Source organism: Methylobacterium nigriterrae, from assembly GCF_037106235.1.
Classification (GTDB): domain Bacteria; phylum Pseudomonadota; class Alphaproteobacteria; order Rhizobiales; family Beijerinckiaceae; genus Methylobacterium; species Methylobacterium nigriterrae.
The window spans coordinates 1-14,887 of record NZ_JBAWTG010000111.1; the positions used below are offsets into that span (position 1 = coordinate 1).

Consider the following 14,887-nt stretch of genomic DNA (forward strand, 5'->3'; position numbering starts at 1 on the left):
GACGGACCTCGGCGGTTTCGTGGAAGCGGCCAAGCAACGCTACTGGGACCGCGAGGCGAAGGTCCGCACGCTCGCTTGAGGGTGGTGATCGGCAGCCGACCCATAGCAGCCGGTCATTCGAGTTTGTCTCCGAGCCGGAAGGACTTCATCAACGAACGTCCGCTTCGGTTAGACTGTTGCGAGCGGAATGTTTGGCAGGCGCGAACCGGAACGACTGATTTTGGCCGAGAGCGGCCCGTCCGCTTCTGGATAGAAAAACCAGAAAAAGCGGACGTCGCCGTCGTGCTCGCTCACGACCTCAAGCAGACCCTCACGATGTCCGCTACGTGGCAGTCCGGCTTGCCGGTCTGCTATGGTCGGGTCGATTGAGAAAGTTCGTTTTGGATGGTCTCGGTGAAGATCCAAAACAGACCGATGGCGATGGTTAGCCAGGATCATACCCAAACCTACCGGCCGGATCGGCTGCTCCGGGTGGTTTTCGGACCGTCGTCAAACGAGACAGCGGAGGGCAACGGAGCCGAGGGCATAGATGCCGAACAGGATCAAGGTCACGCCCGAGAGAAGCGATACCGTCCTTGCGAAACCCGGCGGAAGACGCCTCCCGGCGAAGGCCACCCCACCGCTGAGGACCACCCACCAAAGCATCGATCCGAGGAAGACGCCGAGCGTCACGACGAGAGCTGACGCCCATCCGGACGTCTCGGCCAAGCCAAGGCCTGCGAACATGGCGGCGAAGGCGATGATTGTCGCCGGGTTGACGATGGTGAGCGCGAAGGTCGCGGCGATGGTCCCGAGAAGGTCGCGGCGTCCGACCGAAGCGGCCCGATCGGCTGGACGCGCACGCAACCCCTGCACACCAAGCCAGAGCATGAACAAACCACCGAGCACGCGCATCGGCGCATCGATCAACGACAGCGCCGCTGAGAAGGCCGCGAAACCGAACGCGGCGAGGGCAGCGTAGAGAGCATCGGCGGCCCCTGTGCCGAGACCTCCGGCAACGCCCGCGGCAAAGCCACGCTCCAGGGTCCGGTTAATGCAGAGCGCTCCGATCGGGCCGACAGGAGCTGCCACCGCTAATCCGAGGACGAGGCTCTTGGCGAACAGCGTAACATCCATCAGCCCAGCTCCTGCTCCGGTGCGAAGCCACCCGGAATACCCAATCGCGCCGGCTGGATCGGTTGCTTCGGGTGGGGAGCGGACCGTCCGCTTACCCACGATCAGATCCGGGTCGGCAAGAGCTTCGATCCCCCGGCAGTCGCTTACCCGTCCGTGTCCGCAGGCATCGAGAGAGCGTTGCAACTCGCGACGTAGAGCGACAAGCTGAGCGATACGACGGTCGATGTCCTCGACGTGGCGGCGAGCGATACCGTCCACCTCGGCGCAGGGGCGGTCGCCGCTCGCGCCAGTCCAGACATGGGCGGCAGAACATACGCGTGGTCCGACCTACAGGCTCGATCGACACGCCGACCTGCGCGAGCCACGCGCGAGGGCGTAAGCATGAGCGCGGTTTTTTGATCAGAAGCGCGGCGGATTTGTCTGGGCGCGCGACGCTGGGCTGAAGAAGCGCGGAGGGCTATAGCGGTCATGATCGCCCCAAGGACCACTTCGATCTTAAGGCTCTCGCCTTCCGGAGGATGGCTAGCGTACGTTCCCGCCCTCAGATCGACCTGCATATTTGACCGATCGGCTGCAGCAAATAGTTCTTTCGGCGCGCCCTAAGATACAGTTCAAGCAATGGAGACATGAATTCGACAATCAGATTCACCGTTTGATCTCGTTAGTAGGGTGCTATGCACAGCTCGACCAAATCGCCGGCCGACAGCGGACAGGCTGGGGGGACGGACCCGATCGCCGTGTCTGCTACGAAGCTCGCCAGCGCCGACATCAACAACCTCATGCAGGCACTCGAGATTGATGTCATTGCGCTCACCGAGATGCTGATTCCATCAGGCTATCGAGCCGAGATGGGGACGATCGACGCGCCCGCGATCCATTACACAATCAGTGGCAGGGGACGAATTTCGATCGGCAACAGGCCTTCGATGCCGCTTGAACCCCATTTGCTCATCATCAAGCCTCCGAATACCCCGTTCGCGATCGAGGTCGACGGAGCCAGCGGCCCGAAGACGCTAATCTCCCGCGATTGCTGGAAGCGGCACGACGGAGTGTTGCGCATCGGAATGCCGATTGAGCAGCCCGAGGTCATCCAAATCTGCGGCTTCTTCAACGCATCCTTCGGACAATCCGTCGGATTATTTCGCGAATTGCGTGAGCCCGTGGTCGAAAAATTTGAGCCGACGGACAAGATCGACCTGAAGCTTCGCGAAGCGATCGACGAACTTTGCGCGCAGGAAATCGCCATGGGCGCCATGACGGCCTCCCTGCTTAAGCAGGTCATCGTCGCCCTGGTGAGGCGATCTATGAAGTCCTCCCGCGGCTGGACTGAACGGTTTTCGATTCTCGCGGACCGGCAGATCACGCGTGCATTCGCCGACATGGTGGCACGTCCGGGGGCCGCCCATACAGTTCGGAGCCTGGCGCACAGCGCGGGTCTGAGTCGGTCGGCATTCATGGCGCGGTTCTCGGAGATCTTCGGCCGTTCGCCGATGGCCACCCTTCGCGACCTCAGGATGCGGCAGGCCGCGCTTGATCTCACGACGACGTCGGCTCCAGTCGACCTTGTGGCCTACAACGCCGGCTACGAAAGTCGGTCAAGCTTCGTGCGAGCATTCCGCAAAGCCTACAACGTTGATCCTAGCGAGTACCGGCAGCGCGTGAAGAATGGTGAGGGTGAGAAGGGTGCTTGAGCTAGATACCGCACTTCGAGGCATCTCTCGCCAGACGTGCGATTCAAAAAGGGCAGTCGCTGGCGACATCCGCTCATCTGGTGAAACTGTTCGTCAGGATTTCAGCGTTGGCTGAACTCTCTGCCTGGCTGAAGAAAAAACTGGAAGCAGCAAAGGCCGAAGGCAAGCCGCGTGAGCTCGTGCACGCCCGAGGCTGCGACCCAATCGAGCTCTTGCCGGTCCTCAGCCGGCTTCGTGAACAGTTGGCGCAGTAATCCGGCGCTGGCCGGTTCTGGAGTCCAGAATGCGTGTCCGCTCGTCCAGGGACGCCTGAAGCGGGTTTCATCGCGCCAGCACCGGTGGCAACGTGCCTTTCAGATGTAGCGCTTCTGCGCGCAGCGTGATGCGGCATCGACATCATACGTGCTCAGTAGCGGCAGGAATAGTCGACAGAGAACATCCAATGGAGCTCGACCAGGTTCAGTAGTTTCTGGCGGTCGCAAGCACGCTGAAATTCATGCGCGCTTCCTATCTTCGCTCGTCTGCGAAGGAACTCGCAAGATGACGAGCTATCACACAGGCAGATGGACAATGAAGGCAGTCATTGTGACGGACCAGGCTGAGGGAACGGCCGGGATGAAGCTGGTGGAGCGGCCCGAGCCACAGGCAGCGATAAATGACGTCGTCGTTCAGGTTCATGCGTCGGGATTCGTCCCGACCGAGATGGAGTGGCCCTCGACTTGGACCGATCGCCGCGACCGTGACCGAACACCGTCGATCCCCGGCCACGAGCTGGCCGGAGTGGTCACCGCTCTCGGCTACGGCACAACGGGGCTCGCGGTAGGACAGCGAGTGGTCGGCCTCGCCGACTGGTATCGCGATGGTACCCTGGCCGAGTATATCGCCATCGAGGCACGTAACCTCGCGCCGTTGCCAGGCGACGTCGATTTCACGGTGGGCGCGAGCCTGCCGATCTCCGGCCTCACCGCGTGGCAGGGACTGTTCCAGCACGGCCGCCTTCAGGCGGGACAGAGCGTCCTCGCGCACGGCGCGGCAGGCGCAGTCGGGACGATGGTGACGCAACTCGCGCGCGAGGCCGGTGCGTATGTCATCGGCACCGGACGCGCTGCCGACCGTCAGAAAGTGCTCGACTTCGGCGCGCAGGAGTTCGTCGACCTCGACAACGACACGCTGGAAGACGTCGGCGGCGTCGATCTGGTGTTCGATGTCATCGGTGGCGATATCCAGAAGCGGTCCGCCGGCCTGATTCGAGCTGGAGGAACACTGGTGTCCATCGTCGGTCCGGCCGAGGCGCGCCCCGCCGACGGCTTGGCGGTCGACTTTGTTGTCGAGTCCGACCGTGCCCAGCTGAGCGAGATCGTCCGGCGGGTGCGGGACGGGCGACTGCGGACAAACATTGGCAACGTCTCGACCCTCGACGATGCCGTCGCTGCCTTAAACCCGCCCGAGCGACGCAGGGGCAAGACGATCATCCGCGTTTGTCCGTAAGCGACAATCGCCCATCTATGCACGCGGCCGGCCGGCGTTGTCCGGCTTGTCCGGCTGCGTCCTGTCGGACGCGCCGCGGGGGCCACCTTGGAAGCGACCCATCGCCCCTGGCATGAGATGTCGAACGGGCTCCATCCCTGCAGCACCTCCAGCAAAGAGGGCGAAAACGCTCTCATACCTCAACCTATTCTTTCAACCGCAGGACTAACCATGACGAACGGAATGATCATGAGCAATGCCGTCATCGAGTGTATCCTGAGCCGAACTGCCGCCAAGTACTACGACCCTTCCGCCGCCCTGAGCGACGACCAAATCCGCGAGCTGGTGCGAATGGGCACGACCGCGCCGACATCCTTCCACTTGCAGAACTGGCGCTTCATCGCCGTACGCACGCCTGAAGCCAAGGCTCGGCTAGGTCCGATCGCCTGGAATCAGGCCGCGATCACCGAAGCAGCCGTTACCTTCATCGTTTGCGGTCAGTTAGCCGACTCCAGCGTAATACCAGAGCGCCTGGCCCCAGTGGTGGAAGCTGGCATCATGCCGGCAAGGATGGTGCCGGAATGGGAAACCCCAGCACGCGGTCTGTATCAGGATTTCCCACGACGCCAGCGCGATGAAGCAGTACGCACCGCCACCTTCGGCGCGGCGGCGATGATCTATGTGGCCCGCTCATGGGGCCTCGGTTCGACGCCAATGATCGGTTTCGATGCCGACGCGGTGCACCGCGAGTTCGGACTGGCCGAGAACGAAGTTCCGGTGATGCTTTTGTCCATAGGGCCAGAGCGTCCGGGCAACTGGCCGCAGAAGCCCCGCCGACCGGTGGCCGATGTACTGCAGCTCGTCTAATTGGAGCTAAACCAGTTACTTAGGGAGATTAAATGATGACCAGAACTGCAGCTCTGAATCCGGAACAGGTGCCGGCCGCTTCGAGGCCGACTCTCGATGCGTTCACTAAGAACATCGGGTTCACCCCAAATATGATGGCCACCTTCGCGCAGAGCCCGATCGCATTCAACGCGTGGGCTACCTTGCTCGGCTCTTTGAGCAAGGCGCTCGACGTGAAAACGCGTGACAGCATCGGCCTTGCTGTTTCCGAAGTGAATGGGTGCAACTACTGCCTGACGGTTCACAGCTTTACGGCCGAGCATATGGCCAAGCTGCCGGCCAATGAAATCATTCTTGCACGGAAGGGGCATGCCAGTGATCCGAAGCGCGACGCTGCCCTTCAATTTGCGCGCAAAGTCATCGAGACCCGTGGCAAGGTCAGTGACGCCGAGGTGAAAGCCGTCCGCGATGCCGGCTACACGGATGCGAACGTCATGGAAATCGTCGCGCTAGTGGCCATGTACTCCCTGACGAACTTCTTCAATAACGTGTTCGATCCTGAGCAGGACTTTCCCGCCGTTACACCGGCTGGATCGATCTGAACTCTAGCCGGTCAGATAGACAATCTCCGAAGGTGAGAACTTTCATGTGGTGCGAGTATGTCGCGAAAGCGTGGGTGCCCGGATTCCTAGGAGCACGTCTGAGCTTTCGTACGCGCCGGCAAGGATCGCCAGCGCCATCCGTTTCTCGACTCTGCACTATTCGTCACCGGAGAGATTCTGCACGTCGGTGGTGGGCAAAGGGCTGGCCGCTGCGATGCGCCATCACTTAGGAGGGAGAAAATGACGCTCAACCATCCAATTTTCGCGCGTTGGCCGGCGCAGTACTCCGATCGACTCCAGCTTTTTTCCCTCCCGACGCCTAACGGCGTGAAGGTCGGCATCATGCTGGAGGAGACGGGCCTCGCCTATGAGCCGCATCGGATCGACATCATGGCGGACGAAAACCACGACCCGGCCTTTCTCGCGCTCAACCCCAACGGCAAGATTCCCGCCATCTACGATCCCGATGGGCCGAGCGGCAAGCCGCTCGCGCTGTTCGAATCGGGCGCGATCCTCCTCTATCTCGCTGACAAGACGGGACAGTTTATCTCGGCCGATCCGGACACCCGCTACGAAACGATCCAGTGGGTGATGTGGCAGATGGGCAGTGTCGGGCCGATATTCGGTCAGGTCGGCTTCTTCAACAAATTCGCCGGCAAGGCGTATGAGGACAAGCGCCCGCGCGACCGCTACGCAACGGAATCTGCGCGACTGCTCGGTGTCCTCGACGAACGGCTCACGGGCCGCGACTGGGTGATGGGCGCCGACTATAGCATCGCCGATATTTCCCTGCTCGGCTGGGTGCGCAACCTGATCGGCTTTTACGAAGCCCGCGACCTCGTCGGCTTCGACCGTTTTCTTCATGTGCAGGCGTGGCTCGACAGTGGCCTAGCGCGTCCGGCAGTGCAGCGCGGGCTAGAAGTGACAGCGAGCTAGAGGCGGTCTGCAAACAACGAAGCGATGGCATCTATGATTGAAATTGCTGCCGACATGCATGCGTTCATCAAGCAGGCGATACTGTCGTTCGTTGTGACAATCAACGAGAACGGGACACCCAATCTCCCCCCGAAAGCGTCTTTAACAGACAAGAACGGTATCATATATTTTACCGACATTGCGTCGCCCTAGGAAAAAGTGAACCTGGGGCGCAATCCCACCATCGAAATCAACGTGGCCGACATCTTTCAAGGCGCAGTTATCGATTCAAGAGCCTCACGTTGATACTGCCGCCAGGCGATGACGAGTATCTGATGATCGCCAACTGGGTTCGGGTGACGAATGGCCCAGAGCACCCTGTCGATCAGGTGGTCAAAATCGAAACCACTTCAATCATCCCGCTGCTGTCGCCGGCCCATATCTTTGCCCGCCCTCCTCGGAGCCCGAACGAGATCCGGGACACCTACCATCAAAAGTATGGTGTGAAACCCATCGTGTCATAGCTGCAGGGTCCGCGATGCCGGCCCTACCGAAGTGCGCCGACCTCAACCGTGACTTTGGGCGTCCAGCGGTGCAGCGCGGGCCGCAAGTGACGACGGCATGAAGACAGAAAACGGGCCCGTGAGCAGAAGGAGAAAAGTCATGAAGTTCCGAACCATCATTGCCGCCGCGTGCACCGCCGCCCTCGCCATCTCGATTTCCAGCCTCGTCTTAGCCCGTGATGGCGAAGGGCAAACCGTCACGATGAACTTCGAGGCGAACATTCCCAATATCCCCGGCAAGTCGTTAATCTCCGTGGAAGTCGATTACGCGCCCGGCGCAGCCTCTGCGCCTCATACCCACGCGAAGTCGGCTTTCATCTACGCCTATGTGATCTCGGGCTCGATCGAGTCGAAGGTGAATGACGGCGAGATGCGCATCTACCGGGCAGGTGAGAGCTGGTCTGAGCCGCCGGGCGCGACCCACTCGATCAGCCGCAACGCAAGCGAGACTGAGCCGGCAAAGCTACTCGCTGTCTTTGTCCTCGACGCCAACGACAGAGCACTGACCACGCCCGTCAAATAACCCCCTAGGCGCGGTCGACCCCACCAAGCGAGCCGCGCGTGGGCTGCAAAGGAGACCCCCCATGAAATTATTGAGGACTGTTGGACCGGCTGTAGCCATTCCGCTGGTCGCCGCTACCGTGACGGCGCTCGTGCAAATCAGCGGGGCGGCTCCGGCCGATCCGACCGCGAACGTGGCGGACGCCGCCGGGCACCTGCGCGTGCCGGCAGACTACCGAACCCTCTACCAAGCGCTCGGCAGCTGGGCGATTGCCACCGAAAGCGGCCAGGGCTCGAAAGAAATTCACTCCGTCTACGCATCCCCGGGGGCGATCGACACCTACCGGAAGACGGGACACTTCCCGGATGGCGCAGTTCTGGTGAAAGAGGTCTTCGCGACCTCAACGAACGAGATGACCACCGGCACAGTAAGCCACACCGACAAGCTCAATGGCTGGTTCGTCATGGTGAAAGACAGCAAGGAAAGGCATCCCGGCAACCCGTTGTGGGGCGACGGGTGGGGATGGTCGTGGTTCGACGCCGACAAGCCGCTGAAGACTACCTCGACCGACTATCATTCCGATTGCCAGGGATGCCACGTGCCCGCCAAGGCCACCGACTGGATTTACGTGAATGGATACCCTGTCCTGCATCACTAAGCAGTAACATGCGTAGGAGCTCGCTTCTTGCCGCGGTTTCCCGGAGCGTGATAGCTGCGCGTCGGTGGCGTCGCTGAGTTCCATACACCCATCTTGCGGGAATCGGTGCGAGGAACAGACGGGCGAGCGTCGACTTTGAATGGCCGCTGTAGGATGTCGAGCGGCCATTCCGGCGGCATCGATTGAAAGCCCGGAAGTGGCGCAACTCAGACCTACAAGCTGAACTGCTGCGACGTCCGCTTCGGAGAAGCCGCCAGAGTCGGCTGAGCGGCCGAAATGGGCGCAAAGCGGAAGTCAGGCCTCGACACCGCAATTGAGCGCGGCTTCATCAACGCCGCAGCCAGACGACCCCCCGGCCCGAGCGGGCCGGGCAGTTAGCCGAATGCTCGTGCTTCCGCAGCCGGGGACAACAGGGGCGTTTCTATAGAGATCATCTTCCTCTTGTCCTGTTATCCGGGGGTTGTCCCGCGTGCGAAGGCAGAGCCCTCTCTGATTGGCTGACCATCACGAGGGGCATTCGCCTCATTCATGCGAGGCCTATGGAGCGGGCGTTCTGGCTCGGCTGGGCAACCTCCAGCCGGCTGCGCAGGCGCAATGATGCCTCCGCCAGGAAGCGGCGCTGCCGGGCATCGGCACCGCCCTGCCCTCGCCGGGCCGCCTCGAACGTGAGTGCCGTGGCCAGGAGAGCCGTGATCGCAGCCTCGATCCCGGGATGCCCACGGCCGCGAGTGGCGGATCGTGGCGCGGGCCGCCGGCATCCCGAACCAGGTCTGGAACATGGATGCACGCGCCGGAGCGATCACGGAAGCCGAGGACGCCGGCGCCCACCTCGACCACATCCGCTCGGCCGCCGCGCACTCACAGACCTCGACGACGCAGCGCTACTCGCGGGATGCGCTCGGCAAGTCGCGCCGGGTGGCGGAGATGCGGCTGGCGTACCGGCAGGCGCAGAACGAGGCGTGAGCAAACCGACGAAGCTGACGTGCCGTCGGGGCCTGACAAGCATGGCCGACTTGCTCCCTCTGCTTCGCTGGAACGGCATGCTTGGCGGTGGGTTGAACCGCCATGCAATTCCTCTCGACCTTCCTCGGCGGCACGGCCGTCTGCGCAGCCTTGCTCACGGGTTTGGCCCTTGTAGTTGGTCCAGCGGATGCAGATGCAGCGGCGGCACGTCGGCAGTCGTCTGGGCTGAAGGCGGCGACGATCCTCGGCACTGATGCGCCGGTGCCAGGATCCGCGCGCCGTTGAACCCACCGCCGACCACCCCAGTTCAGCCTCGCGGCATCCCTGCCGCTTCACCAATGACGTCATCTCAGCCCGCCCGGCTCGCTGCGGCGGGCATTTTCCGAGCTCGCTCATACATTCGGTGTTGCCGCCTCGTCCTGAATGGCAGGCTGGGCGTGTTGCAGGAAACGGTAAGCGCTCGCAGGCTACCGGCGTGAGCCCAGCCTAGCCGCCCAGGTCTCACCGCAAACGGAAGCCCCGCGGACTGAGCACCCGTGGGGCTTCCCCGTGCGCCTCGCACTACACCTTTGCGAACGCCATCACGCGCTATGGGGCGGATGATAGGCTGGTTGGATTCCCGTCCGGCACAGTGCCCACGTGCCGAAACCATTCCCGATCGATGCCGACGGGGGCCTTAACCTTTCCTCGCCCAATCGTACGTCAGCGCCGCTGTGCTCGGGGATGAACTCGGGGCCGGTGGGCTCTTGAACTCCCGTAAATGGGTGCGCCCTCAACTAACGCGTTGAGCGACACTGTTCCAGTAGTTGCTCAGCTGCTCTTCTCGCTCTGGACCAGGCCAGACTCGGTCTTCGCTGTAAAAGGCCGGCGCGCCTTGGACCTGACTTTCCGTGATGTCTGTGTGGTAGCCCTCAAGCTCTCTGTCATAAGTCAACATCCCCCACGGGATCGTGAGATGATGGACACCCAGGCCCATAAAGCCCCCGAACGTCACATCCACATAGAGGACACGCCCGCTCACCTTCTCGATCAACAGCCGCTGGATCGTGCCAATCTGGTGGTTGTCCCGGTTGTACACGGCCGTCCCTTCGACACGGTCACTCTCGATAATGGGCTTCAATGAACTGGATTGATCCACGGGACCCCACAGGTAATAGCCACTCTCCAAGATGCCGCCGGCCACCACCGCTCGGCTCACGTCCTGAGTCCACTCCTCGTCGGGGTCGATCTGCAGGATGCGGGTCCACGGACCATGTTGGGCGGGCAGCCTCCCCCCTGTGGGATCATAGGTGTACCCCCGTAAGTCAGGGGAGCTTGCAGCGTGGAAGACGTAATACGTTCTCATGAACGCCTCCCTCTCGAACGTTCGGGTGTTATTGAACTGAATCGTGTGGTTGAGCCTCTCGGACGATCTCCCGCACCATCTTCCAGGCACACGGAAGCCGATGTCCAGCGCTCCAAGAGCCTGATCGGCCTCCTCGACCGTCAACACCTGCGCCGCCTTTTTTGCCTCACTCCAGTGGGGTTTGGTTTTTGACGGCAGCGCGAGCCCGGTCGAGCGACATAGAACCATTGCTGCGAGCCTGCGTTCCTCCGCTGGCTGCGGGTCGCAACAGTATAGATGAGATTGGCGGAGAGAAGATCCCACTCCATGCCGGCGTGTCCCCTCTCTACGCTTGCCAGTAACGGTCGCGACGCAAAGCACCGTTGTGCACCCTGGCGTGAGCAGGGTGGCAGGCGTCGGCCGTGTCCGTGGTTCTCCCAAGGGCGCGATGTTGCAGTCGGTGACCCCTGCCCTAGCTCTGGGCCGCGCGCGAGGCTTCGGCCACATGTCTGGTCGCCCTCTCGCCCGCGCACCCGGAAGGTGCTCGCCCTCACGGACGAGTTCCTGCCACCGGGCGTGATCACTGTGCGGACGAGCCTGCCGACCCGAGACCGGAAGGAGCTGGCCGCGCAGGCTTGCGACGCGCTCGCACGGCTCGGGCTGGCGGAGACGCACTACGATGGCCGCTGGTATCGATGGCGGCGCGCCAGCCCGGGGCAGAGGCAGAGCTGATGACGACGAGCGATCTGCCCCGCGGCTACGCGATCGAGGTCTACCCAGTCGCCAGGCCCGCGGGCCAATTCGGCTGGGCGATCCGCAAGCACGGCAAGATGTACGAGCGCTCGGACTTCACCTTCCCGACCGAGCAGAAAGCCTATGCCAAGGCTGTTGAGGCGGTCGAACGCGACGCCCGAGGCGAGGTTCAGCGCGACCGGCGCTGAGGAAGGCCCCACCGGCCGGATCTGGAAACCAGTGGGGCCAGCCCGCCGGGAGTTAGAGGTCGCAGCGGTGGGTGAGATCAGGGTCGGCGCGAAGGGTGAACGACTCCTTACCCGCCCGGGGCGCGTACGGCTGCGCACGCGGTTCCGTCGGCACGCCAGTCATTCCCGAGACGATGCCGCGGTCGGTGATGCGCTCCATACAGGCTCTTCTGCGAATTTCGCACTGCCTCGCCGGCTTCAGCCTCGCCAACGTCCGTGCGCACTCGAACGTGAGCGAAAAATTTCTGCGGAGTTGGGGAATAAGCGGGCCATCGCGGCGTCTCTCTCTGCGGTCAGACCTGATCCGGGGAGGTCGTGATGAGCAGCCTGTTCCGCCTCCAAGAATGGTTCATGGATGTGGTCGCCACGCCGGTTGGGGAGGACGAGCCTGCTTGGTGGCTCACCGACCGACGCGGGCATCCTCTCGGCGGGATCCGGACCATCCCGGGATCGAACGCGGTCACCATCGTGCCGCGAACCGGAGGCCGCCTCTCCAGCGTGCCGGCTCACCACGCCTCTCTCGATGACGCTCTAACGACCATTGGAGAGCGTGTGGGCGGCACCTGCGAACTCAACCCCATATGAAAGGCATCGGCGCAAGCTCCTGGCATTCTACGCCGCAATTGACAGACCCGTCACGTAGCGGAAGCCTTGCCCTTCCCGTTTGGCCATATAGCTCCAGAACTCAATGACTTGAGGGCGTTCTGCCATCATGCGGCGGCTCATGAGGATCTTGTCGGGCCTGCTTTGGTTCAGTACCCGGCGGCGGGTGCACACAAGGACGCACAACATCGAGCCGCAGGAGCAGCACCCTGCCGATCTGGTGCCGAGATTGAGCTCACTCCGCTACCGCATCCGCTTCTCGACCCAGGATCACGAGTGGATCATCCACGCCTCGGATGAGCGAGAAGCGGCTCTGAAAGCCGAGAACGTCCTGCGACAGCTCCACGAGCAGCTCCTGCCGGTGCAGTACCGGATGGAGGCTCCTGTGGGGGCAGAAGCAACGCGGCTGGCCCGCTACCTCGACGACGTGACGCGCGAGTTGGAGATGAGCGTCTGACTGGACCGCGCCTGCCTCCTCGTCGTCGCCCCTACGGTAGCGCTCGCCGGCTCCGCAAGGGTGCTGTTCTGAAGCCTCCAGCCGAGGCCGGTCTGCTTTCCGCATCCAAACTGCAGACGCGGCCATTCGCTGCGGCTCGGCTCCCAGCGAATATGGGCCATATCGGCCGCTGACACGTGCAAAGCGTCAGACCATCAACTGGGAAGCGGGATGAACTCGGCTCGGTCATCCGGCGGCAGGTCGAACTGGCCATGGCCCCACTCGCCGCGCCTCCACTCCTCCTTGGCCGCTTCGATCCGGTCCCGACTGGACGCGACGAAGTTCCACCAGACGTAGCGGGGGCCATTCAGCGTGGCGCCCCCGAGCGCGACGAGGCGCGCGCCCTGCGGGCCCGCCGCGACCGTGATGGCGTCCTTGGGACGGAACACCATCATGCGCCCTGCCTCAAACGCCTGGCCGGCGATCGAGACCGAGCCCTCGACGATGTAGAGCCCGCGGTCCTCATGGTCGGTCGGAAGCGGAAGCCGCGCTCCCGGTAATAAGCTCACGTCCGCGTAGAAGGTATCGCTGAACATGCGCGCCGGAGCCGTCTCGCCGTAAGCCCGGCCGAGGATCAGCCTCAGGTTGACCCCATCGCCCTCGATCACCGGCAACACCTCCTTGCCATGGTGCTCGAAGCTCGGTGCGACCTCCTCCTTGTCCTCGGGAAGGGCCACCCAGGTCTGGATGCCGAAGAGGCTATGGGGAGCGCGCCGCGTCTCCGCGGTGGTGCGCTCCGAGTGGGTTACGCCGCGGCCGGCCACCATCCAGTTGACCGCGCCGGGCAGGATGGTCTGGTTTGCGCCGGTGCTGTCGCGGTGCTGAAACTCGCCCCGGTACAGGTAGGTCACGGTGGCAAGTCCGATATGCGGATGTGGGCGCACGTCGACGCCCTTGCCGGAGATGAACTCGGCGGGTCCGGCCTGGTCGAAGAACACGAAGGGCCCGACCATCTGGCGCCTGGGTGATGGAAGAGCGCGGCGGACCTCGAAGTCGCCGAGATCGCGGGCGCGCGGCACGATCAGTGTCTCGATGGCGTCAATGCCGACCGCGTCCGGGCAGCCCGGCTCCAGGGCAGGGTTCCAACTCATGGGCCGTCCTCACTTGGTCCGAACAGCCGGGTTGTGCACCGGAGAGGGCCATTGGTCCACACCGCGACGCGCAGGAGCGGATCGCCGGCACGGGCAGCAGATCAGTTTCAGCTGGCTGACGCCAGGGTTTGAAAGGCTGCTGCGCGGAGCTTTGGATTGTCAGGACGTTCAGGGGCGCATAGCGAGCGCGATCCTGGACCATCAGGAAGCCCATGTACCGAGCAACCGCTGTCCTCGCGGCTCATCGAGAACGCATTCTCCGACAGACCCCGACGCCTGTTCGCACTCCGCTCACGATCAGGCGTTTCCTTCTCCCAGAGGGATGGGGAACGGCGGGAACACCATGGGGAACATGGGGAACACCCCGACCGTTCGGGACAACCGAAATGCCAGCGGTAGCAAGGGGTAAGGTGGAGCGGGCGATCGGGATCGAACCGACGACATTCAGCTTGGGAAGCTGTGGTTGAGCTTTGATTTTGCTGAAACGTGTTCCCCGCGGGTGAGCTGCCGCAGAGCGGGAGCCCCTCTGTATCAGTGATGCCCGGGGGCACTTCCGCCTGTCAGCGTCACGCTCAATCGTTCTGAAATGCGCCAGTGTGGTGCGGATCAGCCACATCTGCACTTCATCGCATCATCGCTGCCGTTTACCTAGGCGGATGGCCTGTTTGGCGGCAAAGCAACGCATTATCGTGCAGAAGCGTTAGGCACCTCAGGAATGGCCCGCCTCCGAAGCGGCCAGAGGAATGGTCTGTATGCTGTACCTGATGCGTGACGCCTGTGACCTGATGCTCACGCCAGCACGCATCGCAGCAGGAGCGACGAGACACGCCTACGAGCATCCGCTGAGCGCGCTTTCCTACACACCCACCAGCCGCGCCATTGCCGCCTCCTGCGAGCTGTTCGAGCGCGGCACGCGCAGCTACGCCAAGCCTGCCTTCAACCTACCCACATCCGAGCGCGTCGTGTGGGAGCGTCCCTTCTGCCGCGTCCTCGCCTTCGGTGAGCCCTCGACCAAGCCGAAGATGCTGATCGTCGCCCCGATGTCGGGCCACTATGCGACGCTCCTGCGC

At 62.8% G+C, this 14,887-nt stretch carries 19 protein-coding genes and 2 pseudogenes; 15 read left to right on the forward strand and 6 right to left on the reverse strand.

All coding sequences use genetic code 11. The features are described from left to right. Nucleotides 1-168: 168 nt before the first annotated feature. From WDW90_RS28985 to WDW90_RS40900, 3 genes and pseudogenes are all read right to left on the reverse strand, one after another. Complete coding sequence (locus WDW90_RS28985) at nt 169-294, reverse strand: hypothetical protein (protein WP_336490965.1); 126 nt, start codon at nt 292-294, stop codon at nt 169-171. Nucleotides 295-489: 195 nt separating this feature from the next. Beyond that, a complete protein-coding gene (locus tag WDW90_RS28990) occupies nt 490-1,116 on the reverse strand; it encodes a LysE family translocator (protein ID WP_431311143.1) in 627 nt (208 codons plus the stop codon). 186 nt (nt 1,117-1,302) lie between these two features. Then, nucleotides 1,303-1,383: pseudogene (locus WDW90_RS40900) on the reverse strand (MerR family DNA-binding protein); the annotation flags it as partial. A gap of 407 nt (nt 1,384-1,790) precedes the next feature. Here WDW90_RS40900 and WDW90_RS28995 point away from each other — a divergent pair. The 10 genes from WDW90_RS28995 to WDW90_RS29040 all read left to right on the forward strand — a co-directional run bounded on the left by WDW90_RS28995 (nt 1,791) and on the right by WDW90_RS29040 (nt 9,323). After that, nucleotides 1,791-2,807, forward strand: coding sequence for a helix-turn-helix transcriptional regulator (locus tag WDW90_RS28995; RefSeq protein ID WP_336490967.1), 1,017 nt, complete (start codon nt 1,791-1,793; stop codon nt 2,805-2,807). Between the two features lie 80 nt (nt 2,808-2,887). After that, complete coding sequence (locus WDW90_RS29000; RefSeq protein ID WP_336490968.1) at nt 2,888-3,061, forward strand: hypothetical protein; 174 nt, start codon at nt 2,888-2,890, stop codon at nt 3,059-3,061. A 316-nt stretch (nt 3,062-3,377) separates the two neighbouring features. Next, on the forward strand, nt 3,378-4,295 hold the full coding sequence (locus WDW90_RS29005; protein WP_336490982.1) for an NADP-dependent oxidoreductase: 918 nt from the start codon (nt 3,378-3,380) through the stop codon (nt 4,293-4,295). Nucleotides 4,296-4,505: 210 nt separating this feature from the next. Next, a complete protein-coding gene (locus WDW90_RS29010; protein ID WP_336490969.1) occupies nt 4,506-5,141 on the forward strand; it encodes a nitroreductase family protein in 636 nt (211 codons plus the stop codon). 35 nt (nt 5,142-5,176) lie between these two features. Further along, nucleotides 5,177-5,722 carry a carboxymuconolactone decarboxylase family protein gene (locus WDW90_RS29015; RefSeq protein WP_336490983.1) on the forward strand — a complete coding sequence of 182 codons (546 nt, stop codon included), beginning with the start codon at nt 5,177-5,179 and terminating at the stop codon, nt 5,720-5,722. Between the two features lie 240 nt (nt 5,723-5,962). Further along, nucleotides 5,963-6,658: a glutathione S-transferase N-terminal domain-containing protein gene (locus WDW90_RS29020; RefSeq protein ID WP_336490970.1), complete on the forward strand. Its 696-nt coding sequence runs from the start codon at nt 5,963-5,965 to the stop codon at nt 6,656-6,658. Nucleotides 6,659-6,972: 314 nt separating this feature from the next. Further along, the gene (locus WDW90_RS29025; protein ID WP_336490971.1) at nt 6,973-7,161 is read left to right on the forward strand and encodes a hypothetical protein; all 189 of its coding nucleotides are present in this window, start codon (nt 6,973-6,975) and stop codon (nt 7,159-7,161) included. 139 nt (nt 7,162-7,300) lie between these two features. Further along, a complete protein-coding gene (locus WDW90_RS29030; RefSeq protein WP_336490972.1) occupies nt 7,301-7,723 on the forward strand; it encodes a cupin domain-containing protein in 423 nt (140 codons plus the stop codon). Between the two features lie 61 nt (nt 7,724-7,784). After that, complete coding sequence (locus WDW90_RS29035; RefSeq protein WP_336490973.1) at nt 7,785-8,360, forward strand: cytochrome P460 family protein; 576 nt, start codon at nt 7,785-7,787, stop codon at nt 8,358-8,360. A gap of 738 nt (nt 8,361-9,098) precedes the next feature. Next, a complete protein-coding gene (locus WDW90_RS29040) occupies nt 9,099-9,323 on the forward strand; it encodes a site-specific integrase (RefSeq protein ID WP_336490974.1) in 225 nt (74 codons plus the stop codon). A gap of 772 nt (nt 9,324-10,095) precedes the next feature. Here the strand turns inward: WDW90_RS29040 and WDW90_RS29045 are convergent. Then, nucleotides 10,096-10,815: a PRC-barrel domain-containing protein gene (locus WDW90_RS29045; RefSeq protein ID WP_336490975.1), complete on the reverse strand. Its 720-nt coding sequence runs from the start codon at nt 10,813-10,815 to the stop codon at nt 10,096-10,098. Between the two features lie 372 nt (nt 10,816-11,187). Between WDW90_RS29045 and WDW90_RS29050 the strand changes: the two genes are divergently transcribed. Both WDW90_RS29050 and WDW90_RS29055 read left to right on the forward strand, forming a co-directional pair. Then, nucleotides 11,188-11,379 (forward strand): hypothetical protein, encoded by a 192-nt coding sequence (locus WDW90_RS29050; RefSeq protein WP_336490976.1) that lies wholly within the window; start codon nt 11,188-11,190, stop codon nt 11,377-11,379. Beyond that, entirely contained in the window at nt 11,379-11,588 is a 210-nt protein-coding gene (locus tag WDW90_RS29055; protein WP_336490977.1) for a hypothetical protein, read from the forward strand. The genes WDW90_RS29050 and WDW90_RS29055 overlap by 1 nt, the downstream gene beginning before the upstream one ends. 52 nt (nt 11,589-11,640) lie before the next feature. On the opposite strand, the gene WDW90_RS29060 is transcribed toward WDW90_RS29055, so the two are convergent. Continuing rightward, nucleotides 11,641-11,787 carry a hypothetical protein gene (locus WDW90_RS29060; RefSeq protein WP_336490978.1) on the reverse strand — a complete coding sequence of 49 codons (147 nt, stop codon included), beginning with the start codon at nt 11,785-11,787 and terminating at the stop codon, nt 11,641-11,643. A gap of 158 nt (nt 11,788-11,945) precedes the next feature. On the opposite strand from WDW90_RS29060, the gene WDW90_RS29065 reads away from it, so the two are divergent. Both WDW90_RS29065 and WDW90_RS29070 read left to right on the forward strand, forming a co-directional pair. Continuing rightward, complete coding sequence (locus WDW90_RS29065; protein WP_336490979.1) at nt 11,946-12,212, forward strand: hypothetical protein; 267 nt, start codon at nt 11,946-11,948, stop codon at nt 12,210-12,212. 247 nt (nt 12,213-12,459) lie between these two features. Continuing rightward, entirely contained in the window at nt 12,460-12,687 is a 228-nt protein-coding gene (locus WDW90_RS29070; protein WP_336490980.1) for a hypothetical protein, read from the forward strand. 194 nt (nt 12,688-12,881) lie between these two features. Here WDW90_RS29070 and WDW90_RS29075 read toward each other — a convergent pair whose 3' ends face one another. Then, complete coding sequence (locus tag WDW90_RS29075) at nt 12,882-13,817, reverse strand: pirin family protein (protein WP_336490981.1); 936 nt, start codon at nt 13,815-13,817, stop codon at nt 12,882-12,884. A gap of 752 nt (nt 13,818-14,569) precedes the next feature. On the opposite strand from WDW90_RS29075, the pseudogene WDW90_RS29080 reads away from it, so the two are divergent. After that, nucleotides 14,570-14,887: pseudogene (locus WDW90_RS29080) on the forward strand (polyhydroxyalkanoate depolymerase); the annotation flags it as partial.

Bases quoted from the DNA above. Each gene is read 5' to 3' on its own strand.
- WDW90_RS28990 (WP_431311143.1), bottom strand. From the start codon at position 1,116: ATGGATGTTACGCTGTTCGCCAAGAGCCTCGTCCTCGGATTAGCGGTG.
- WDW90_RS28995 (WP_336490967.1), top strand. From the start codon at position 1,791: ATGCACAGCTCGACCAAATCGCCGGCCGACAGCGGACAGGCTGGGGGG.
- WDW90_RS29005 (WP_336490982.1), top strand. From the start codon at position 3,378: ATGAAGGCAGTCATTGTGACGGACCAGGCTGAGGGAACGGCCGGGATG.
- WDW90_RS29010 (WP_336490969.1), top strand. From the start codon at position 4,506: ATGACGAACGGAATGATCATGAGCAATGCCGTCATCGAGTGTATCCTG.
- WDW90_RS29015 (WP_336490983.1), top strand. From the start codon at position 5,177: ATGACCAGAACTGCAGCTCTGAATCCGGAACAGGTGCCGGCCGCTTCG.
- WDW90_RS29020 (WP_336490970.1), top strand. From the start codon at position 5,963: ATGACGCTCAACCATCCAATTTTCGCGCGTTGGCCGGCGCAGTACTCC.
- WDW90_RS29025 (WP_336490971.1), top strand. From the start codon at position 6,973: ATGATCGCCAACTGGGTTCGGGTGACGAATGGCCCAGAGCACCCTGTC.
- WDW90_RS29030 (WP_336490972.1), top strand. From the start codon at position 7,301: ATGAAGTTCCGAACCATCATTGCCGCCGCGTGCACCGCCGCCCTCGCC.
- WDW90_RS29035 (WP_336490973.1), top strand. From the start codon at position 7,785: ATGAAATTATTGAGGACTGTTGGACCGGCTGTAGCCATTCCGCTGGTC.
- WDW90_RS29055 (WP_336490977.1), top strand. From the start codon at position 11,379: ATGACGACGAGCGATCTGCCCCGCGGCTACGCGATCGAGGTCTACCCA.
- WDW90_RS29060 (WP_336490978.1), bottom strand. From the start codon at position 11,787: ATGGAGCGCATCACCGACCGCGGCATCGTCTCGGGAATGACTGGCGTG.
- WDW90_RS29065 (WP_336490979.1), top strand. From the start codon at position 11,946: ATGAGCAGCCTGTTCCGCCTCCAAGAATGGTTCATGGATGTGGTCGCC.
- WDW90_RS29075 (WP_336490981.1), bottom strand. From the start codon at position 13,817: ATGAGTTGGAACCCTGCCCTGGAGCCGGGCTGCCCGGACGCGGTCGGC.